We start from the raw sequence: 21,102 nt of genomic DNA on the forward strand, positions 1-21,102 counted from the left end.
TGACTATCGAATGCAGCCTTGCATGACGCGATCCGCGCAGATCGTCAAAACACGCGCCCTTCCGTCAGATGCGTCGTCACGCCGTTGAGCGTGTAATCGCCGATCACCCGCGCCTTGTGCAGCAGCGGATTGTGGCTGAAGATCGTACGCAGATTGCGCCAGTGACGATCGAAGTTATGCGCGCGCGCCGTCGCCGATGCGCCGCCCGCCTCGAACATGCGCTCCGCGGCACTCAATGCAAGCTTGCTGACAACGATCTGCGTGCGCGCCGTCGCGAGCGCGCCTTCGAGCACGAGCGCGCCGGCGTTGGCATCGCCGTTGCGGATCGCCTGCGACGAACGTTCGAGCACGCGCGCGTTGTCGCGCACGAGCACATCGATTGCGTGACTGTTGGCGCTCAGTTCGCCGACGACCTGCTGAATGAACGCATCCTCGCGCGCCGATGGCGCCGCGCTATGCAGCACGGGCCGCCCATGTTTCAGCACATAGCGCCCGGCATCTGCGACGACGTTGCGTACGATGCCCGCCGCCACCGCCACCAGATGCAACTGACGCAGCGCGCCGCCGTGACGGCCCGCGAGCGTCGTCTGCACGCGCGGCGCGACTTCGTCGGCGTACACGATGAGATCGTCGAACTCGAGACTGCCGCTCGCGGTCATGCGCTGTCCCATGCCGTCCCAGTCGTCGAGCACGCGCAGCCCTTCGCGCCGAACCGGCACGACCGCTATCGCGGCTTCGCCGTGTTCGTCCTGCACGTTGAGTCGCGCGTAGTCCGAGAAGGCGGTACCCGTCGCGTAGTACTTGCGGCCGCTCAGACGGAAGTGATCGCCTTCGCGCCGAAGTTGCGTCGTGATTTCACCAGGACGCGACGTGCCCGCTTCCGTCGATGCGCCGCCGAAGATCGCGCCTTCGGCTACACGCCTGATCTGCAATGCGTTGAACGGCGTGGACGGCGAAAGCAGCAGCGCCTCGGTCTGGTCGAAATGAATGCGCAACGCGTGCGCGACGTTGCTTTCGTGCGCGGCGAGCGTGGCGATCACCTCGAAGACGTCTTCCAGCGAGCCGCCGAGTCCGCCCCATTCGAGCGGAAAGCGCAACGTGCCGAGTCCCGACTGGCGAAACAGCGCAAAGGCCTCGAACGGCAGTTCGCGGCGCGCCTCGCGAGCGGCCGCATCTTCGCCGATGGCTTTCGCCAGTTCAGGCAACGCGGCGAGCGCCGCTTCGAGTTTCTGGTTTCTATCCGACATGTGACGTGAAGTTCCTATGGTCTTGATGCAAGCTCTACGCGGCCTGCGCGTCGAATCGTTTGCCGGGGATCGCATCGAGCAGCGTGCGCGTGTACGCATGCTTCGGCGCGCGCCATATCTCGCGATGATCTCCGCTCTCGACGATGCGCCCCCCATGCATCACATGGACGCGGTCGGCGATATAGCGCACGACCGAAAGATCGTGCGAGATGAAGAGATAGGCGAGCCCGAGGTCGCGCTTCAACTCGACGAGCAGATTGAGTATCTGCGCCTGGATGGACACATCGAGCGCGGACACGGGTTCGTCGCAGATCAGGAGCGCAGGTTCCAGCACGAGCGCGCGCGCAATGCCGATGCGCTGCCGCTGGCCGCCCGAAAACTCGTGCGGATAGCGATTCAGAGCGACGCTCGGCAGGCCGACGCGATCGAGCATGGCGCTTGCGCGTCTGCGCCGTTCGCGCGGATCGGCGATGCCGTTCACGGTCATCACCGTATCGAGAATATCGCCGACGCTGCGGCGCGGATTCAGCGACGCATACGGGTCCTGGAACACCATCTGCACCTGCGCGCGAAGCGGACGCAACGCGCGTTCGCTCAGCGGCGCGAGATCGACGCCGCGCAGGCGAATCGCGCCACTCGACGCAGGCACGAGACGCAGGATCGCTTTCGAAAGCGTCGACTTGCCGCAGCCGGATTCGCCGACGAGGCCCACGGTTTCGCCACGCGCGATATCGAACGACACGTCGTCGACGGCGCGCAGCGCGCCCTTGCCATGCCGATGCGCATACTCGACCGTCAGATGCTGCACCGAGAGCAGCGGCGCGTCGTCGTCGAATGGCGTTTCCGGCGCGCTGACAGGCGCAAGCGGCGTCACGTTGAACGCGGGCTTGCCATCGGCGCCTTGCACATGACGAATCTCCGGCAGCTTCCAGTCGCGGTAATGCAACTCCGTCGCCACGTTCAGCGATGCGCCCAGCAGCCCGCGCGTGTACGCATGTTGCGGCCGCTCGAAGAGTTCGCGCACCGGCGCTTCCTCGACCTTCTCGCCCGCAAGCATTACGGCGACGCGATCCGCGTGCTCCGCGACGACGCCGAGATCGTGCGTGATGAGCAGCAGCGACATCGAAAGATCGCGCCGTAACTCCGCGAGCAATTCGAGAATGCGCGCCTGAATGGTGACATCGAGCGCGGTGGTTGGTTCATCGGCGATCAGCAGACGCGGGCGGCATGCAACGGCCATCGCGATCATCACGCGCTGGCGCTGGCCGCCGGACAACTCGTGCGGATAGTGGAAGACGCGCCGGTGCGGCTCAGGAATATGCACGAGATCGAGCAGTTCGACGGCGCGCTTCATCGCCGCTTCCTTCGACAACGCTTCATGCCGCCGCAAGGTCTCGACGATCTGCGCGCCGACCGTGAGCACCGGATTGAGCGATGTCATCGGCTCCTGAAAGATCATCGAAATCTCGCTGCCACGCAGATCGCGCATTTCGCGCGCGCTCAGCGCGAGCACGTCCCGCCCGTCGAAACGGACGCTGCCTGTCACACGGCCCGGCCCCGGCACGAGCCGCATGAGCGAGAGCGCCGTCGCTGATTTGCCGCAGCCGGACTCGCCGACGAGCGCGAGCGTCTCGCCTTCGGCGATGTCGAGATCGATGCCGCGCACCGCGCGAAGCGCGCCAAAATTCACGCGCAGATCGCGCACTTCGAGAAGATTCGCCACGGGACAGGTCTCGGGTTCAGGAACGTTCGCGCATGCGCGGGTTGAGTGCGTCGTTGAGGCCATCGCCGAGCAGGTTCAGCGCGAGCACCGCGAGCACGATCGCCGCGCCCGGCACGGCGGTCAGATACCACGCCGTACGCAGCGCATCGCGCCCCGCGCCGATCATGCCGCCCCAGGTGACGACGTTCGGGTCGCCCATGCCGAGAAACGACAGCGAAGACTCGATCAGGATCGCGCTTGCGACCATCACCGACGCGGTCACGATCACCGGCGGCAGCGCGTTCGGCAAAATCTCGCCGAAGATGATGCGCGCATCGGAAAAGCCCTGACTGCACGCGGCGAGCACGAAATCGGACGAACGCAGCGTGCGGAACTCGGCGCGCACGATACGCGCGACCGTCGGCCACGAAGCGATGCCGATGGCCAGCGCGATCACCGTCACGCTCGGCCGCCCGATCGCGACGATCACGATCACGAGCAGAAACGACGGCACGGTCTGAAAGAGCTCGGTGACACGGACCAGAAGATCGTCGATGACGCCGCCGAAGAAGCCGCCGATCGCGCCGACGAGCGTGCCGATGACGAGCCCGATGCCCGCCGCGGATGCGCCGATCAGCAGCGATACGCGCGTGCCGTGCGCTATGCCTGCCGCGACATCGCGGCCGAGCGAATCGGTGCCGAGCCGGTATAGCGGATCGCTGCCGGGCCATTCGAACGGCGCGGCGACCATATCGAGCGGATCGCCGGGAAAGAAATGCGGCGCACTCAGCGCAAGCGCGATGAACGCGGTCAGCAGGACGATGCCCGCGAGCGCGGACGGATTGCGCAGCAGCGCGCGCCACACGCCGCGCGATGCGTGAGCGTAGGCGTCGGGCGCTGGTTGAGCGCGCCGCGCGCCGAACAGCGCGCCGGCGAGCTGACGCCGCCAGGCCGAGCCGTGGCCGGATGAAGCGAGTTCGGTGGAATCGGAAGCCATGCGTTCTCGGGTTCGATGAGTCAGACGATGCGTGGATCGAGCCACGCCTGCAGCAGATCGACCGCCACGTTGGCGACGATCACGAGCAGCGACGAAAGCAGCAGCACGCCGAGCAGCACGCTGAAATCGCGCGCCATGACGGCGTCGAGCGCGAGACGCCCGAGGCCCGGCCAGCTAAACACCGTCTCAGTTACCGCCGCGCCGCCGAGCAGCGTGCCGAAGTGAATGCCGACCATCGTCGTGAGCGGCATCAGCGCGTTGCGCAGCACATGACGCACCGTGACGCGCAGCGGATGCAGTCCCTTCGCATGCGCGGTACGCACGAAATCCTGGCGCTTCACTTCGAGCATCGCGGCGCGCGTCAGACGCGCATAGATGGCGACGAAGAAAGTCGCGAGCGTCACGGCCGGCAGCAGCACATGCTTCGCGACATCCGCAACATACGCGAAGCCGTGCAGGGACGCGCCGACGGTGATATCGCCGCCGCTCGGCAGCCAGCCGAGATGCACCGAAAACAGCACGATGGCGAGCAGGCCGATCCAGAAGCCGGGCGTCGAATACAGCAGAAGCGCGAGCACGGACAACACGCGATCCGGCCACTTGCCCGCCCAATGCGCCATGACCGCGCCGAGCACGATGCCCGCGACGATCGCAAGGGCGAGTGCGGTGCCCATCAGCAGCAAAGTGTTCGGCAGACGCGAGAGAATAAGCTGCATGACGGGCGCGTCGTATCGCGGCGAATAGCCGAGACTGCCGTGCGCGAGATGCGACAGATACGCGCCGAGCTGATGCAGCACCGGCTGATCGAGGCCGAACTTCGCGCGCAATGCCTGCAGCGTTTCGGCGGTCGCGGAGCCCGCTTCGCCCGCGAGCACATCGGCGGCGTCGCCGGGCATCAGCTTGAGCAGGAAGAAGTTCAGGACGACGATGGCGAGCATCGTCGGCAGGGCTTGCCATGCGGTGCGTCGCGCGATGGCGGCGAAGCGCGTGCGTCGGTTCATCGGTGCCGATCCTCAGGCGCTCAGCCACACATCGGCGAGATTGCCTTCCAGCCCCTGCGCCGACACCGTGTGATTGCGCACGCGCCGGTTCGCGAGCGTGACCATGCGCGGCGCGACGAGATTCAGTATCGGCAGGTCGCGATACACGATCTGCTGAAACTGCTGATAGAGCGCCACGCGCTTCTTCTCGTCCGTTTCGATCGATGCCGATTCGAGCAGCGTATCGACTTCCGCATTGCTGTAGTGCGGCGCGTTCGAGAACGGCACGCCGGGCCGGATGTTCTTCGACCAGTAGAGACGCTGCACGCCCACGCTCGGATCGAACAGCGTATTCACGCCGATGCTCGTGAAGTCGAATTGCCGGTCCGCATACACGCGCTTGAGAAACGAAGGCAGATCCTGCGAACGCACCGTCACCTCGATACCCACGCGTGCGAGCGCCGACTTCACGTAATCGGCCTGACGGCGGTACATGTCGCCGTAAGGCAGAAAATCGTGCGTCAACTGAAAGCGCGGGCCGCCGTTCCTGCGCGGATAACCCGCGGCGTCGAGCAGCTTTTCCGCGTTGGCGATATCGAATGCGTAAGGCGCGAGCTTCGCGTCGTGATACGGCGAGGCGGGCGTGATCGGCGTCGGGGATAGGTCGGCGTAACCATAGGCGATCGTCTTCTGCACGATCTGCGGATTGATCGCGTGGGCAATCGCCTGACGCACGCGCACGTCCTTCAAGATGGGATGATCGAGATTGAAGTCGATCTCCGCCAGCGGCTCCAGAAAGCGATAACCGCGCGTTTCCACGGCGAGTTGCGGCAATTGCGTGAGACGCGGGAGATCCGAGAGCGGTACGGGATTCTCGCCGCCTAAATCGAGCGCGCCGGTTTCGAACGCGGCGGAGCGTGCGGCGGCATCGGGAATCACCTTGAACACGAGCGAATCGATATACGGCTTGCCCGCGTCCCAGTAGTCCGGATTGCGCTCATAGACGATGCTCGCCCCGCGCGTCCACGACTTGAAGCGGAACGGCCCGGTGCCGATGGGCGCATTGTTGTGCGGGTTCGTGAGCGGATCGCCGTTCGCATAGAGATGCTTCGGCACGATCGGCGATTCGCCCGCCGACAGCGCCTTCAGCAGATACGGCGCACGCTTCGACAGTTCGATGATCGCGGTGCGCGCATCGGGCGTCGATACGCGCGTCACGTTGGCGAAAGTGCTGCGCCCGCGAGGATGAATGGACTTCAGCAAGTCGATGGAAAACGCCACATCCGCCGATGTGAACGGTTCGCCGTCGTGCCACTTCACATTCTGGCGCAGCGTGAACGTGTACTTGAGACCGTCGGGGCTCACGGTCCACGCGGTAGCGAGCTGCGCCTTCGGCTTCAGATCGAAGTCATAGGCGAGCAGGCCTTCGAGCACCTTCGAGCTTGCGACGAGCGCGGGGCCCGTCGTCTGGAAGATCGATACGAGCACGGGCGGCTCGGGATTGATCAGCATGTTGAGCGTGCCGCCACGCCTGGGTGCCGCTTCCTGCGCGAAGGGGAGTGAGGACAGGCCGGCGGACGCGAGGGCCGCACCTGATGAAACCAGAAAATCGCGTCGTTTGAAGCCTGCCATGTGATGCCGTTCCTTTCCGTTCGTTGTTCGGCGGCCGAATGTGACGCGCCGCGGCGATCACGATAGAACGGCATCGCACGCGCGTGAACGAACGGTTATGCATATGGAAAGCACGGCGGCTCGAAAAGCATATGACGTCGGCGGCAATGCGGCACGTCGAAAACAAACCATAAATGATTCGTTGTCGGCTGGCATGAGCGCGTGCTTAACTTTCGTGCCCTGATGCATGACGGCGAGAGGCCAACCATATGGACACGCAACATGAGCGAAACCACGCACCCCGCTTACGCTGAAGTACAGGCCTCGCAGTCGCGTGCGAGCGCATTCGTCGAGGTCGCTTCGCCCGCGCAGTTCCCCGACAGTCCGGTGTCGCGCGTCTTCGCGCAGCCGCTCATGCTGGGACTCTTCCTGCCGATCCAGGCAGGCGGCTGGAGCGCATCCACGCTGCCGCGCACGACCGACTGGTCCTTCGACTACAACGCCGATCTCGTGCTGAAGGCCGAATCGCTCGGCTTCGATCTCGTGTTCGCGCTGTCTCAATGGCTTCCGAAAGGCGGCTACGGCGGCGTCTTCAACGGCGAGGCGCTCGATTCCTTCATGACGCTCGCCGCGCTCACCGCACGCACCGAGCGCATCATTCTCGCGGCGACCAGCCACGTGCTGTACGGCCCGTGGCACCCGCTGCACTTCGCGAAGTTCACGGCGACGCTCGATCACATCTCGCGCGGGCGCTGGGGAATCAACATCGTGACGGGACATCGCGCGGTGGAGCACGAGATGTTCGGCTGGAACCGCATCGAGCACGATCGTCGCTATGAGATGGCCGCAGAGTTCGTCGATGCCGTGCAGCAGCTTTGGGCGCAGCGCGATAACTTCACTTTCGAGCCGGAGCTGTCGAGCTGGAAGCTCAATGGCGCGTTCGTGACGCCCAAGCCTCGCTATGGAAGGCCTCTGCTCATCAATGCGACTGGCTCGGACGCAGGCATCGAATTCGCCGCGCGCTATTCGGACGTCGTGTTCATCACGAGCCCGGCGGGGCCGGACATCGATCGCGCGCTGGAGGCGCTGCCCGCTCATGCCGCTGCGTGAAAGCCGCCGCCGCGAAATATGGCCGCACCGTCCGCACACTGCTCAACCCGCTCATCGTGTGCCGCGAGACGGCGGCCGAAGCACGCGCATATCGCGATGCGATCGTCGCCCATGCCGACGAAGGCAGCTTCCAGCGCTTCGACAGCGACGCGCACGCGTGGCGCGGCGGCATCGATCAGCGCACGCAAGCTGCGGCGCGCGCGGTGGGCGGCAACGTCTCGATCACCGGATCGCCGGAGGAAGTCGCCGACACCATCGTGCGCCTGCATCGCGCCGGCATCGACGGCGTGCAGTTGAGCTTCTTCGATTTCAAACCCGACCTGGACTTCTTCGGCGACCGTGTCCTGCCGCTGCTGCGCGACGCGGGCCTGCGGCATTGACTTCACGCCTGCACATTCCCATGAGCCGAATCTGGTACACCCGTTGCCCCGCGCCCACGCCGTTCGGCATCGCCGCTCAACGAGGCACGCTACAGGCCGAGTTCGCCGCCGAGGGCATCGACGTGAAAGCGCTGCAGGACGCCGACGATCCGCTCGTGCGCCGCTCGCATTTCACGCATGCGCAGCCGTGGTCGTTCCGCCAGGGCGGCAACATTCCGGCGCTGTGGGCGCGCGCGCAAGGCAGCGACACACGGCTCATCGGCCTCACATGGGTCGATGAGTTTCAGGCGCTCATCACGCTCGACACGCGCTTGCAGCCGACGCGCGCAAGCCTCGCGGGCCGTCGCTTCGGCCTGCCGCTGAATACGCGTGCGCAGGCGGTGGATTTCCATCGCGCGACGGCTTTGCGCGGCTTCTCGTCGCTGCTGCATGCGGCCGATACGACACTCGACGACGTGCAGCTCGTCGATCTGCCTCACGCGCCGCGCGGGCTCGCGGACGCGAAACCCGCCGACCATCTTCCCGTCGGCGCATGGCTCGACGCGCAGCGTGCGCACGAGTTCGCGCGCGAGGCAGAGGCGCTGCTGCGGGCGGAGGCGGACGTCGTGTTCGTAAAGGGCGCGACGGGTCTCGACATCGCGAACGTTCTCGGCGCGCGCGTGCTGATCGACATATCCGCGCATCGCGATCGCCGGGCGCATGCGAACAATGGCACGCCACGTCCGCTGACCGTCGACGCGCAACTGCTGCGAGAACGTCCCGATCTCGTCGAGCGCGTGCTGGAGCGAACTCTCGACGCAGCGGCCTGGGCGCGCGGGCATCCCGCTGAGATCGCCGCGTACGTCGCGCGCGAGGTGCGCTGCGCCGAGCACTGGATATCGCGCGCGTACGCTTGCGGTCTGCATCGTCAACTCGAACTGGCACTCGACCCGGACGCGCTCGACGCCCTCGCCCATTTCAAGGACTTCCTGCTGCATCACGCCTTCCTGCCCGCCGATTTCGACTTCGACGGCTGGGTCGATGCCGCGCCGCTCGAAGCCGTCATCGCACGCCGGCGGGCGCAAGAGGCAGAAGCAGTTTGCCTGATGGATTTCCCACTCCACCGATTGCCCATGAATCGACTCCCGATACGTCGCGCGCTCCTTGTCGTCGCGACGAGCCTCGCCTGCATGACACACGGCGCACTCGCACAGACGCGCGGCGGCACGCTCAATTTCGTCGTGACGCCCGAACCCACCGCGCTCGTCGATCTCGCGACGACGGCGGTCAACGTGCTGAAGGTCAGCCCGAAAGTCGTTGAAGGACTGCTCGACTACGACTATCAGTTCAAGCCCCGGCCCTCGCTCGCCACCTCGTGGGAAGTCGCGGACAACGGCGAGCGCTACGTGTTCCATCTTCGCCAGGGCGTGAAGTGGCAGGACGGCAAGCCGTTCACATCGGCGGATGTTGCGTGGTCGCTCCAGACTTTACGCACCGTGCATCCGCGCGCGAAGACGACGTTCGCGAACGTGAGCGCCATCGACACACCCGATGCGAGCACCGTCGTCATCACGTTGGCGAAGCCGGCGCCGTATCTGATCCGCGCGTTTTCGGCCTCCGAAACGCCGATCCTGCCGAAGCATCTGTACGAAGGCCGCGACGTGCTGAGCAACCCCGCGAACAACGCGCCCGTCGGCACCGGGCCGTTCCGGTTCGTCAAATGGGTACGCGGCAGCTATATCGAATATGTGCGCAACGACGATTACTGGGACAAAGGCAAGCCCTATCTGGACAAGCTCATCGTGAAGGTGATTGCCGACCCGGCCGCGCGCGCCGTCGCACTGGAAAACGGCTCCGTCGATCTCGGTGCGGACACGCCCGTGCCGCTCGCCGATCTCGCGCGTCTGAAAGCCGACCCGAAGCTCGGCATCGAGACGCGCGGCTACGAGTTCCAGGCGGGCGTTGCGCGCATGGAATTCAATCTCGACCAGCCGGTGCTGAAAAACCTGAAGGTGCGTCAGGCGATCGCCTCCGCGATCGATCGCGAGGTGATCCGCAAGGTCGTCTACTACGGTTATGCGACCGCGAGCGCGAGTCCGCTGATGCCGGGCAATCCCTACTACGACCCCGCGCCGACGCCCTATCCGTTCGATCTCGCGCGCGCCAACGCGCTGCTCGACGAAGCCGGGTATCCGCGCCGCGCGGACGGCACGCGCTTCGCGCTGACGGTCGATCCGCTACCCATCGGCGATCTGCCGTCGCGCACGGCCGAGTACGTGAAGTCAGCGCTGAACCGTGTGGGCATCACCGTGACGATCCGCACGCAGGACCTGCCCGCTTATCTCAAGCGCATCTATACGGATCGCGATTTCGATTTCAGCATCAACGGCATGAGCAACCTGTTCGATCCGGTGGTCGGCGTGGCCCGTCTCTACACCACCGACAACTTCCGGCCCGGCGTGCCATTCACGAACGGCTCGCACTACAGCAATCCGATGATCGACCGGCTGTTCGCCGACGCCGCGCAGGAATCCGACGAAACGAATCGCAAGCAGTATTTCGCGCAGATCCAGCGCATTCTCGTGAAAGACCTGCCCGACCTCAACCTTGTCTCGCCTCAATACGTGACCGTCTATTCACGCGACGTGCGCAATCACACGACATCGCCCGACGGTACGGCCGCGAGTTTCGCCGATGTCTGGCTGCAACGCTGACACCTCAACCCTCAACGACACGAACGACATGGAATATCGCCAGCTCGGCCAAAGCGGCCTGAAACTCTCGACGCTCACGCTCGGTACGATGATGTTCGGCGGCGCCACCGACGATGCGACGTCAGCGCGCATCATCGATCAGGCGGCGGAACATGGCGTCAACTCGATCGACACTGCAGACGTCTACAACGGCGGCGAATCCGAGCGCGTCGTCGGGCGCCATATCGCGAGACAGCGCGATCGCTGGGTGCTCGCGACCAAACTCGGCAATCCGCTGCGCGACGCATCGGGCCACGCGGATGCGGACGTGAACGCCGCGGGCGCATCGCGCAAGCACGTGCTGCGCGCGGTCGACGCGAGCCTCGCGCGTCTGGACACCGATTACATCGATCTCGTCTATCTGCATCGCGAGGATCACGCGACGCCCGTCGAGGAGACCGTGCGCGCGCTCGGCGATCTGATCGCGGCCGGCAAGATTCGCTATTACGGACTGTCGAATCATCGCGCGTGGCGCATCGCGGAGTTCGCGCATATCGCCGATGCACTCGGCGTGCCGCGTCCCGTCGCGAGCCAGCCGCTCTACAACATCGCCAATCGTCAGGTCGAGGCCGAGCAGCTCACGGCCGCGCACCGCTACGGTCTCGGCGTGATTTCGTACAGCCCGCTCGCGCGCGGCGTGCTGACAGGCAAGTACCAGCCGGGCGCGACGCCCGCCGCCGACACCCGCGCGGGACGCAACGACCGCCGCCTGCAACAGACCGAATGGCGTCCCGAGTCGATCGAACTCGCGCGCCGCGTGCACGAGCATGCCGCGTCGCGCGGCGTCACGGCCGGCCAGTTCGCGCTCGCGTGGGTGCTCAACAGCCGTTACGTGACATCGACCATCGCCGGGCCGCGTACCGAAGCGCAGTGGCAGGACTATCTGCCCGCGCTCGACTTCAGGCTCGATGCGCGGGACGAGGCTTTCGTCGATGCGCTCGTCGCGACCGGTCATCCGTCGACGCCGGGGTTCAACGATCCGGGCCATCCCTTCTTTGGACGCGTCCCGCGGCATGGCACGCACGACGATGCGGTGACGCGATGAACGCAGCCCGGACACTGATCGATGCCGCAGCCGAACTCGGGCGGGCCTTCGCCGCGCAAGCGGCCGAGCACGACCGCACTGGCGCGGCGCCCGTCGCGCAGTTCGAAGCGCTCGAACGGGCAGGCCTGTTGCGCGCCAACATACCGGCCAGCCAAGGCGGACACGGCGCCGGACTGGCCGTGTCGCGCGCGATCGTGAGCGAAATCGCGCGCGGCGATCCGTCCGTCGCGCTGATTCTGTCGATGCACTATTGCCAGCACGCGATCATCACGCGCGCCGAACGCACGGGTTCGGACGACTGGCCGCCCGCGCTCGCGCGACGCTTGCGGCGGGCTTCCGTCGAAGGCCGCGCGCTGCTCAACGCGGCGCAGGTGGAACCGGCGCTCGGCTCGCCATCGTTCGGCGGATTGCCCGATACGATCGCGCAGCGCACGCGCGACGGCTGGCGCATCTCGGGCCATAAGGTCTACGTGACCGGCGCGCCGCTGCTCTCATGGATCAACGTGCTCGCGCGCACCGACGAAAACGAGCCGCGCCTCGGGCATTTTCTCGTGCCGCGCGACGCACCGGGCGTGCGCATCGTCGAAACGTGGGACCCGATCGGCATGCGCGCGAGCGCGAGCCACGACGTGCTGTTCGACGACGTAGCCCTCGCACGCGACGACGCCGTCGCGCTGCAGCCCGCGCACCTCGGCTTGCAGCGCGACCCGCACAGCATCGCGTGGTATCTGAGTCTCGTCGGCTCCGTCTACGACGGTGTCGCCCGTGCGGCGCGGGACTGGATCGTGTCGTTCGTCAAGGAGCGTAAGCCGAGCGCCCTCGGCGGCGCGCCGCTCGCGACGGTCTCGGCGGTGCAGGAGGGCATCGGCAGAATCGAGACGCTGCTCGCGACGAGCGACTGGCTGCTCGACTCCCACGCCCGCGCCGTCGATACGAATGAAGCGCCCGATGCGCTCGCGGCGATCGTGAAGCACGCGGTCATCGACAACGCGATTCAAAGCGTGGACATCGCGCTCGACCTGGCGGGCAATCACGGCCTCGCGCGGCGCAATCCGCTCGAACGGCATTATCGGGACGTGCAGTGCGGGCGCATTCATGCGCCGGTCAACGGTCTGATTCGCGCCAACGCCGGGCGTGCCGCGCTGGGTATTCTGCCGCGCGCCGAAACGCGCGCCGATTCGTGAACCGATTCGTGAGCCGATTCGTGAGCCGATTCGTGAGCCGCACAAGCTAAGCTGTATTTTTCGTTTTCCCATCGACACCGCGCCCGATAACATCCGGGAGACTTACAAAAAAATCGGCGTACTGAACATGATGACAAGCGTTGGCAAGCGATTCTTCGGCGGTCTCCTGATAGCGGGTTTCATCGGCCTGCACCCGGCTGTCGCAACCGAAGCCAGCACCGCGCCGGTCAGGGGCGGCACATTGACGTGGCTCGTGACACCCGAACCCTCGTCGATCGTTCCCCTCACCACCACTGCAGGGGGCAACGCGGAGATCGGCCCGAAAGTCGTGGAAGGCTTGCTCACCTACGATCAGAAGCTCAATCCGAAGCCGCTTCTCGCGACCGCGTGGTCGGTCAGCAAGGATGGGCTCCAATACCGCTTCACCCTGCGTCGCGGCGTAAAGTGGCATGACGGCACGAGCTTCACGTCCGACGACGTCGCCTATTCCATTCTGACGCTCAAGCAGGCGCATCCGCGCGGCCGGAGCACCTTCGCGAACGTGACCGATGTCAGGACGCCCGACCCCTACACCGTCGTCATCGAGTTGTCGAAGCCGGCGCCTTTCCTGTTGACCGCCTTGTCGGGCTCGGAGTCGCCGATCGTCCCGAAGCACGTCTATCAGGGCACGGACATCGTATCGAATCCGCACAACAGCGCGCCGATCGGCACCGGCCCATTCGTCTTCAAGGAGTTCGTGCGGGGCGACCACATTCTGCTGGAGCGCAATCCGGACTACTGGGACAAGCCAAAGCCCTACGTCGACCGGATCATCGTGCGCTTTCTTCCCGATGCGGCCGCGCGCGCAGCCGCGCTGGAAACGGGCGCGGCGAATCTCGGGGATCAGGCGATTCCGCTCGCCGACGTCAAACGCTTCTCCACGCTGCCCGGTTTTCAAGTCGACACGACCAACTGGCCTTATGCCAGCAATCACCAGCAGTTGATCTTCAATCTCGACACGCCCGTGCTGAAGGACAAGGCCGTGCGCCGGGCCATCTCACAGGCCGTCGACGTCAACGCCCTCAACCGCGTGGTCTGGTACGGCTATGGCACGGTCTCCGCCGCCGCAATCGGCGTGGCGAACTCGCGCTATCACGACCCGGACATTCACTACTTTCCCTACGATTCCGCTCAGGCCAACGCGACGCTCGACAGTCTGGGCCTGAAGCGCGGCCCCGATGGCAAGCGCTTCGCGCTGCGGCTCCTCTACAACCCGTTCCAGGACCCGCGCGCCGCCGAATTTGTGCGCCAGTCGCTCGCGCGCATCGGCATCGACGCGCAGGTGCAGAGCTACGACTTCGGTACATATGTGGTCAAGGCGTATACCGATCGCGCGTTCGACATCACGCTCGAGGCGCTTGCCAACGTATTCGATCCGACCGTGGGCGTCCAGCGGGTCTTCTGGTCGAAGAACTTCAAGATCGGCCTGCCCTTCTCCAACGCCGCGCACTATTCGAATCCGGAAGTGGACCGGCTGCTCGAAGCGGCCTCGGTCGAAACCGACGAAAACGAGCGCCGTCAGCTATTCCGGCAGTTCCAGCGGATCGTGCATGACGATATTCCGTCGATCGAATTCGGAGCCAATCCGAACGTCACGATCGCGTCGACCAAAGTGAAGGACTATGCATCGACAGGCGAAGGCTTGAGAGGCAATTTCGCGGACCTTTACATCCTGCCGTGATCGGCGCCGAAGCCAAACCGAGGGCAGGCCAGGATTAGGTCACGCCAACCGATTGGTTACATGAACAGCACCGGCTCCATGAAACGACCCGGATCGCCAACTTCAAAACAAGGACCCTGCCATCGTGCAACGATTCTCCCTCCACCTCCCGCGCGTGCTGCTATGCGCATTCCTCGCTATAGTCGTGAGCGCCGCTGCGCATGCCGAAGCGCCCGCGCTCAAAATCGGCGTGACGAGCGGACCTCACGAGGAAATCTTCGAGGCGGTGAAAAAGGTCGCGGAGCGCGACTACGGTCTGCACATCAGAATCGTGTCGTTCAATGACTATATCCAGCCGGACGCGGCCCTCGACGCAGGCGATCTCGACGCAAACAGCTACCAGCACCGGCCGTTTCTCGCCTCGCAGATTCGCGCGCGCGGCTACAAGCTGGTCGGCATCGGCCGCACGTGGATCGGACCGATCGGACTCTATTCGAAGCGTTACCGCAAGTTCGCCGATCTGCCGGACGGCGCGACCATCGGCATCCCGAACGATCCCGCCAACGAGAGCCGGATTCTTCTGCTCCTGCAGAAGAACGGCAGCATCCGGCTGCGTCAGGGAATCGATCCTGTGACGGGCGTGAACGCGACGCCGCTCGACATCACCGACAACCCGAAGCACTTCCGCTTCAAGGAAGTCGATGCGGCGCAGCTTCCGCGAACGCTCGACGATTTCGACGCCACGACCGTCAATGCGGACTATGCGATAAAGGCGGGGCTCAATCCGGCGAAGGACACCATCTTGCGCGAGGACGGCTCCGGCGTGTACGCGTGTCTGATCGCCGTGCGCGAGCAGGACGCGGCTAAGCCCTGGGTGCGGCAGATCGTGGCCGCATATCAGTCCCCCGAAGTCCGGCAGTTCATCCTGTCGCGCTATCAAGGCGCGATCATTCCGGCATTCTGACGGAATCACGGGCGCACTCCATGCGCCCGGCCGAGCAGTGTCCGGTCCGCGTCGCCGGAGCGTCGACGGTGCCGCCAGGCTAATGCGTGTCGAGCGCCGCGCCCTCGGGCACCGACAACCCCAGATGGCTTCTCAGGGTCTTGCCTTCGTATGCGCGACGGAAGATGCCCCGCTGCTGAAGTATCGGAACGACACCTTCAGTGAAGGCTTCGAGACCATCGGGGAGTACGTCGGGCATCAGATTGAAGCCGTCGGCGGCGCCGTTCCTGAACCAGTGCTCGATGTCGTCCGCAATCTGCTCCGGCGTGCCGACGATCACGCGATGTCCGCCGCCGCCCGCCAGCGCACGAATGAGTTCGCGCACCGTATAGCCGTGCGTGCGAGCCTGCGCGAGCGTCGCGTTGAAGAACGTGTGATTGCCGTTGCCGCCGTTGGGCAGCGGCAAGTCGTCGGGCAAGCGCTTGTCGAGCGAAAGCGAATCGACGGGAACGCCGAGCGTGCCGGCGATGCGGTTGAGGCTGTACTGCACCGGAATCAGGTCGACGAGTTCGTCGCGGCGCCGCAGCGCGTCGCTCTCTGTCGAACCGATGATCGTGGTCAGCCCCGCGAGCACTTTCACGGCGTTCGGACCGCGCCCGTAACGCGCCGCCCGCGCGTTGAGATCTTCGCGGTAAGCACGCGCTTCGTCGAACGATTGCGATGCCGAGAACACCGCTTCTGCATGCCGCGCGGCAAGCTCGCGTCCGTCGCCCGATGCGCCCGCCTGCACCAGGACTGGATGACCTTGTGCGGAGCGCGGGAGATTCAGCGCGCCGCGCACGTTGAAGAATCGCCCGCGATGATCGGCCGGATGCACCTTGTCGAGATCGACGAAACGGCCGCTCGATTTGTCGGCGAGAAAGGCGTCGTCGTCCCAGCTATTCCAGAGCGTCTTGACGAGCGCCGCGAACTCGTCGGCGCGTGCATAGCGTGTTGAATGGTCGGGCACCGTGTCGTGGCCGAAGTTGCGCGCGGACGGCAGGTCGGCCGTCGTGACGATGTTCCAGCCCGCGCGTCCGCCGCTGATCAGATCGAGCGTCGCGAAGCGGCGTGCGATGTTGTACGGCTCGTTATAACTCGTCGATGCCGTGGCGATCAGTCCCAGATGCGTCGTTGCAGCGGCAACGCTCGTGAGGAGCATCGTCGGTTCGAGCGCCGTGATGGGGCGCATGTCGAGTTGATCGGAGATCGCGGCGCTATCGGCGAGAAAGATTGCATCGAGACACGCGCGTTCGGCTACTCTCGCCAGTCGCACGTAGTGATTTACATCGAGGAACACGTTCGGGTCCGCGCCCGGCAGACGCCATGCCGACGGCACGAATCCCGAGTGAAGCGCGTTGATGTTCAGATGCAACTGGCGCGGGGCATCGCCGCTCATGGAAAGCTCCGGAGAAAAAGGTAACTTTCGATTCTGATGCGAGAGACACCCACGACGCCAAGAACGATTTCGACAAAGCATATGAACGGCGGCGCTAAACCGATGAGGCTCGTGCAGCGCGCGAGTCCATCCTCACCTGATCTGCACCACCGCCTGACGCACATCGATGCGGCGCGGGATGACCTTCGTGTCGAAAGCCAGATTCGCCGAGTCCTGTTGCGCGCGGACGACGTCGTCGGGAATCGGGTAGCTCGCGCCCCACTCGAGACGCGAGATGGCCCGGCTCCAGACATCGAGCGGCACGCCGGTATTGGCGGACAAAAAGCGCGCGGTCTCTTGCGGATGCGCGAGGCTGTCGCTCGTCTGACGTGCAAGCTGATCGAACAGCAGACGAAGCGCGGCGGGATACTTCAGCGCGAAGTCGCGCGTCGCGATATAGAAGCCGTATTGCGGCACCGACAGATCGCCGATGGTGAGAATGGTCCGCGCGCCGGTGGTGAGTTCCGTGTCGGCGTAACGCGGATCGGGCACAGCCCAAGCGTCGATGAAGCCGCGTTCGAACGCCGAGCGCGCATCGCCGTAGGACAGATAGGTGAACTGCGCCGAGGACGGGTCCATGTGCGCGTCCTGCATCGCCTTCAGCACGAACAGGTGCCCTTGCGAACCCTTGGCGAAGGCGATTTTCCTGCCCTTGAGATCACGCAGGTCCTTCACGGGCGAATCCTTCGGCACGACAATCGCATAGCTCTTGACGAGTCTCGGCGCATAAGCCACATACACGACCGATGGCGCCGCGCCCGCCTGCGCCATGATCGGCGGCGTCGAGCCGACCGTGCCTACGTCCACGTCGCCCGCATTGATGGCTTCGACGAGCGGCGCGCCATACACGAACTCATGCCACGAAACCTTCACGTGATGCGACGCGAACGCCTGCTCCAGCTTGCCCGATGCGCGCAGCGCAACGAGGCCGTCGCCCTTCTGGATACCGATGTTGATCCGCGCGGGATAGCCCTCGTCGGCGTGCGCCGCGCACGCGGCGGCGAGGCACCCGGCGGCGATGAGGTGCTTCAGGGATCGGATCGGCATCAGGACGGGAAGTAGGGATTGGCGGGACGCGCGAGACCGTAGTGACCGCGCAGCGTGTCGGCTTGGTACTCGCGGCGGAACAGGCCGCGCCTTTGCAGGATCGGCACGACGTGTTCGGTGAAGTGCTCGAATTGCGCGGGCAGCACGGGCGGCATGACGTTGAAGCCATCGGCGGCACGGCTTTCGGTCCAGTCGGCGATCACGTCCGCGATCCGCTCCGGCGTACCGGAGAGCGTGAAATGCCCGCGAGCCGCCGCAAGCGTCCTCAACAGGCTGCGCAAGGTCGGACGCTCGCGCGCCACCAGTTGCGTGATGACTGCCGCGCGGCTTTGCGCGGCCTGCACCGTGGATGGGTCGGGAAAGTCATCCACGGACAGCGGTTGATCGAGCGGCAAGGTGGAGAAATCGTGGCCGCCGAAGCGGCTCGAAAGGCGGCCGAGCCCCACGCTGATATCGGTGATCGCGTCGAGTTCGTCGAGCAGGGCGCTGGCTTCGGCTTCCGTCGAACCGATCGCCGCGCTGATGCCCGGCAGAATGACGATGTCCTGGTCCGAGCGGCCCGCGGCCCTCGCGCCCGCCTTGAGTTCGGCGTAGAAGTCGATCGCGGATTGCTTCGTCAGATGCGCGGTGAAGACCGCTTCGGCGTGGCGCGCGGCGAACGCCTTGCCCGTCGCCGACGATCCCGCCTGCACCAGCACCGGATGCCCCTGCGGCGGGCGCGGCAGATTCAGCGGCCCCGCCACGCGATGAAACTGTCCGCGATAGCCGATCTTGCGTACGCGCGCCGGGTCGAGGAAGCGGCCGCTCGGCACGTCGTCGACGATGGCGTCATCGGCCCAGCTATCCCACAGTTGTTTGACGACTTCGAGGAACTCGTGCGCGCGTGCGTAGCGTTCGGCATGCTCGATCTGCTGCTCGTAGCCGAAGTTCGGACCGGCGCCGCCCACCCACGAGGTCACGATGTTCCAGCCGATGCGCCCGCGCGAAATGTGATCGAGCGACGCGAACTGGCGCGCGAGATTGAACGGCTCCGTGTAGGTGGTCGATGCCGTCGCGATCAGGCCGATGCGCGAAGTCGCCTGCGAGAGCGCCGCGAGCGTGGTGATCGGTTCCAGGGCGCCGGACGCGACGAATTGCGCGCCATCGCCAAGGGCGAGCGCGTCGGCGAGAAACACGGAATCGAACAGGCTCTGCTCGGCCCTGACTGCGAGATCGCGGAAATAGCCGATATCGGTCAGCGCCTCGCGCGTCGCGCGGGGATGACGCCAGCCTGCTTCATGATGACCGCGTCCGTGAACGAAGAGATTCAGATGTATGGGTCGGGCCATGAGCGGATAGTCCGTTTGCCGGATCAGTCATGCACTTTGGGGAAACCGTGCCGCTGCGCGAGCAACGCGAGAATGCGGCGCGGATCGGTGACGAAGCGTTTCTCGCCCAGGCTTTGCGCATCGGACGGTGCTGGATACGCGTCGCCCAGCACCAGCACGGGGAGACTCTGATGCGCCTCGCTCAGTGCCTCGACCGCTGCCCGGCGCGGACGCTCGAACGGTACGCGGCGGATATCGAGCCGCGCGCTACGCGCCGGATCGCTTGCGAGCAGGCCTTCGATTGGCGCGCCGTCCGGGCAGATGAATACTTCGCCCGGGCGCGCCGGATCGGTGAAGCCCGGTTCCAGCAGGATCAGCAGATCGCGTTGGGTCATGGTCGGTGCTATGCGTGATGGAGAGCGCCACAGCGTAGCCATCTCGCAGGCGGATTGGAACGAACTGGATCTGCTAACCAAATCTGCGGCGCGCATGACAATGCGCCTTTCACGCTTTAGCACTTCACGCACTTTTCAAACGAGGATTTCTTAGTTCTTTACGGGCATGCGCCGAACTACATTCAACGGTTGGGCCCACGTCACGCGGCATCCCTCTTCTTTTTTCCGGAGTTTTTCCGATGAAGCCGTTCTGCTCGCGCGCGCTGCGCTACGCGGTTCTTCTATGCGTCTCGCTGGCGAGCGTCATGTCGGCGCATGTCCGCGCGGCGACGGCCGCCACGCCCGCCGAAATCCGCGTGGACTATGCGTATTACTCGCCCGAAAGTCTCGTCATCAAGCACTTCGGCTGGCTGGAGGAAGAATTCAAACCGGATGGTGCAGCTATCCGCTGGGTGCTGAGCCTCGGCTCCAATCGCGCGCTCGAATATCTGAACAGCGGTGCGGTCGATTTCGGTTCGACCGCCGGGCTTGCGGCGGTGCTCGGGCGCGCCAATGGCAATCCGATTCGCGCGGTCTATGTCTTCTCGCGTCCGGAGTGGACCGCGCTCGTCGTGGGCCGGGACTCGCCGATCCACTCGGTCGCCGACCTGAAAGGCAAGAAGATCGCGGCCACGCGCGGCACCGATCCGTTCCTCTTCACCCTGCGTGCGTTGAAGACCGCAGGACTGTCGCGCGACGATGTCGAGATCGTCAACCTTCAGCATCCGGACGGCCGCGCCGCGCTGGCGAAGGGACAGGTCGATGCATGGGCCGGCCTCGACCCTCACATGGCCGCCGCTCAGGTCGACGATGGCGCGCGTCTGCTCTATCGCAACGTCGGCTTCAACACATACGGCTTCCTGAATGTTCGCGAGGCGTTCGCCGATCAGTATCCGCAGGCTGTCGGCCGGGTGCTGAAAGTCTACGAACGCGCGCGCGTGTGGATCATCGCGCATCCGGACGATACGGCGAAGATTCTCGCGGATGAGTCCAGGGTCTCGTTGCCCGTCGCGAAACTGCAACTGACGCGCAACGATTTCAGCGATCCGCTTCCCGGCGACACGCAACGTGCGGCGCTGAAGGCGGCCGCGCCAATCCTGAGCGAGGAACAACTCGTGAAGGGCGGCGTCGACCCGGCGAAGGTAGTCGATGCACTGATCGATCCGGCGTTCGCGCGGCCGGTCGCGGCCGCATCGCGCTGACATGC

Annotated in this window: 15 protein-coding genes and 1 pseudogene; 7 read left to right on the forward strand and 9 right to left on the reverse strand. The window is 65.2% G+C overall.

Features of this window, described 5'->3' with window-relative positions:
* Positions 1-44: 44 nt before the first annotated feature.
* The 5 genes from AWB77_RS05160 to AWB77_RS05180 are packed head-to-tail and all read right to left on the reverse strand — an operon-like array spanning position 45 to position 6,558.
* Positions 45-1,247 carry an acyl-CoA dehydrogenase family protein gene (locus tag AWB77_RS05160; protein WP_061133320.1) on the reverse strand — a complete coding sequence of 401 codons (1,203 nt, stop codon included), beginning with the start codon at positions 1,245-1,247 and terminating at the stop codon, positions 45-47.
* Between the two features lie 34 nt (positions 1,248-1,281).
* Entirely contained in the window at positions 1,282-2,970 is a 1,689-nt protein-coding gene (locus AWB77_RS05165) for an ABC transporter ATP-binding protein (RefSeq protein WP_061133321.1), read from the reverse strand.
* Between the two features lie 16 nt (positions 2,971-2,986).
* On the reverse strand, positions 2,987-3,946 hold the full coding sequence (locus tag AWB77_RS05170) for an ABC transporter permease (RefSeq protein ID WP_061133322.1): 960 nt from the start codon (positions 3,944-3,946) through the stop codon (positions 2,987-2,989).
* Positions 3,947-3,966: 20 nt separating this feature from the next.
* Positions 3,967-4,947 (reverse strand): ABC transporter permease, encoded by a 981-nt coding sequence (locus AWB77_RS05175; protein ID WP_061133323.1) that lies wholly within the window; start codon positions 4,945-4,947, stop codon positions 3,967-3,969.
* Between the two features lie 12 nt (positions 4,948-4,959).
* Complete coding sequence (locus tag AWB77_RS05180; RefSeq protein WP_061133324.1) at positions 4,960-6,558, reverse strand: ABC transporter substrate-binding protein; 1,599 nt, start codon at positions 6,556-6,558, stop codon at positions 4,960-4,962.
* A gap of 261 nt (positions 6,559-6,819) precedes the next feature.
* Between AWB77_RS05180 and AWB77_RS05185 the strand changes: the two are divergent.
* The 6 genes and pseudogenes from AWB77_RS05185 (at position 6,820) to AWB77_RS05210 (ending at position 15,651) form a co-directional block, all read left to right on the forward strand.
* Positions 6,820-8,027, forward strand: a pseudogene (locus tag AWB77_RS05185) (LLM class flavin-dependent oxidoreductase).
* Between the two features lie 1,112 nt (positions 8,028-9,139).
* Positions 9,140-10,720 (forward strand): ABC transporter substrate-binding protein, encoded by a 1,581-nt coding sequence (locus tag AWB77_RS37395; RefSeq protein WP_061133678.1) that lies wholly within the window; start codon positions 9,140-9,142, stop codon positions 10,718-10,720.
* 28 nt (positions 10,721-10,748) lie between these two features.
* Positions 10,749-11,804, forward strand: coding sequence for an aldo/keto reductase (locus tag AWB77_RS05195; RefSeq protein WP_061133325.1), 1,056 nt, complete (start codon positions 10,749-10,751; stop codon positions 11,802-11,804).
* On the forward strand, positions 11,801-12,988 hold the full coding sequence (locus AWB77_RS05200; protein ID WP_061133326.1) for an acyl-CoA dehydrogenase family protein: 1,188 nt from the start codon (positions 11,801-11,803) through the stop codon (positions 12,986-12,988). The genes AWB77_RS05195 and AWB77_RS05200 overlap by 4 nt, the downstream gene beginning before the upstream one ends.
* A gap of 127 nt (positions 12,989-13,115) precedes the next feature.
* Positions 13,116-14,708: an ABC transporter substrate-binding protein gene (locus AWB77_RS05205; protein WP_244158438.1), complete on the forward strand. Its 1,593-nt coding sequence runs from the start codon at positions 13,116-13,118 to the stop codon at positions 14,706-14,708.
* A gap of 124 nt (positions 14,709-14,832) precedes the next feature.
* On the forward strand, positions 14,833-15,651 hold the full coding sequence (locus AWB77_RS05210) for a MetQ/NlpA family ABC transporter substrate-binding protein (protein WP_061133327.1): 819 nt from the start codon (positions 14,833-14,835) through the stop codon (positions 15,649-15,651).
* Positions 15,652-15,730: 79 nt separating this feature from the next.
* On the opposite strand, the gene AWB77_RS05215 is transcribed toward AWB77_RS05210, so the two are convergent.
* The 4 genes from AWB77_RS05215 to AWB77_RS05230 all read right to left on the reverse strand — a co-directional run bounded on the left by AWB77_RS05215 (position 15,731) and on the right by AWB77_RS05230 (position 19,856).
* On the reverse strand, positions 15,731-17,068 hold the full coding sequence (locus AWB77_RS05215; protein ID WP_061133328.1) for an LLM class flavin-dependent oxidoreductase: 1,338 nt from the start codon (positions 17,066-17,068) through the stop codon (positions 15,731-15,733).
* A gap of 132 nt (positions 17,069-17,200) precedes the next feature.
* The gene (locus AWB77_RS05220) at positions 17,201-18,154 is read right to left on the reverse strand and encodes an aliphatic sulfonate ABC transporter substrate-binding protein (RefSeq protein WP_061133329.1); all 954 of its coding nucleotides are present in this window, start codon (positions 18,152-18,154) and stop codon (positions 17,201-17,203) included.
* Positions 18,154-19,482 (reverse strand): LLM class flavin-dependent oxidoreductase, encoded by a 1,329-nt coding sequence (locus AWB77_RS05225; protein WP_061133330.1) that lies wholly within the window; start codon positions 19,480-19,482, stop codon positions 18,154-18,156. Before AWB77_RS05225 ends, AWB77_RS05220 begins: the two co-directional genes overlap by 1 nt.
* Positions 19,483-19,505: 23 nt before the next feature.
* Positions 19,506-19,856 (reverse strand): DUF3088 domain-containing protein, encoded by a 351-nt coding sequence (locus AWB77_RS05230; RefSeq protein ID WP_061133331.1) that lies wholly within the window; start codon positions 19,854-19,856, stop codon positions 19,506-19,508.
* Between the two features lie 239 nt (positions 19,857-20,095).
* On the opposite strand from AWB77_RS05230, the gene AWB77_RS05235 reads away from it, so the two are divergent.
* Entirely contained in the window at positions 20,096-21,097 is a 1,002-nt protein-coding gene (locus AWB77_RS05235; RefSeq protein WP_061133332.1) for an aliphatic sulfonate ABC transporter substrate-binding protein, read from the forward strand.
* Positions 21,098-21,102 lie beyond the last annotated feature (5 nt).

Source organism: Caballeronia fortuita (genome assembly GCF_001544835.2).
GTDB lineage: Bacteria > Pseudomonadota > Gammaproteobacteria > Burkholderiales > Burkholderiaceae > Caballeronia > Caballeronia fortuita.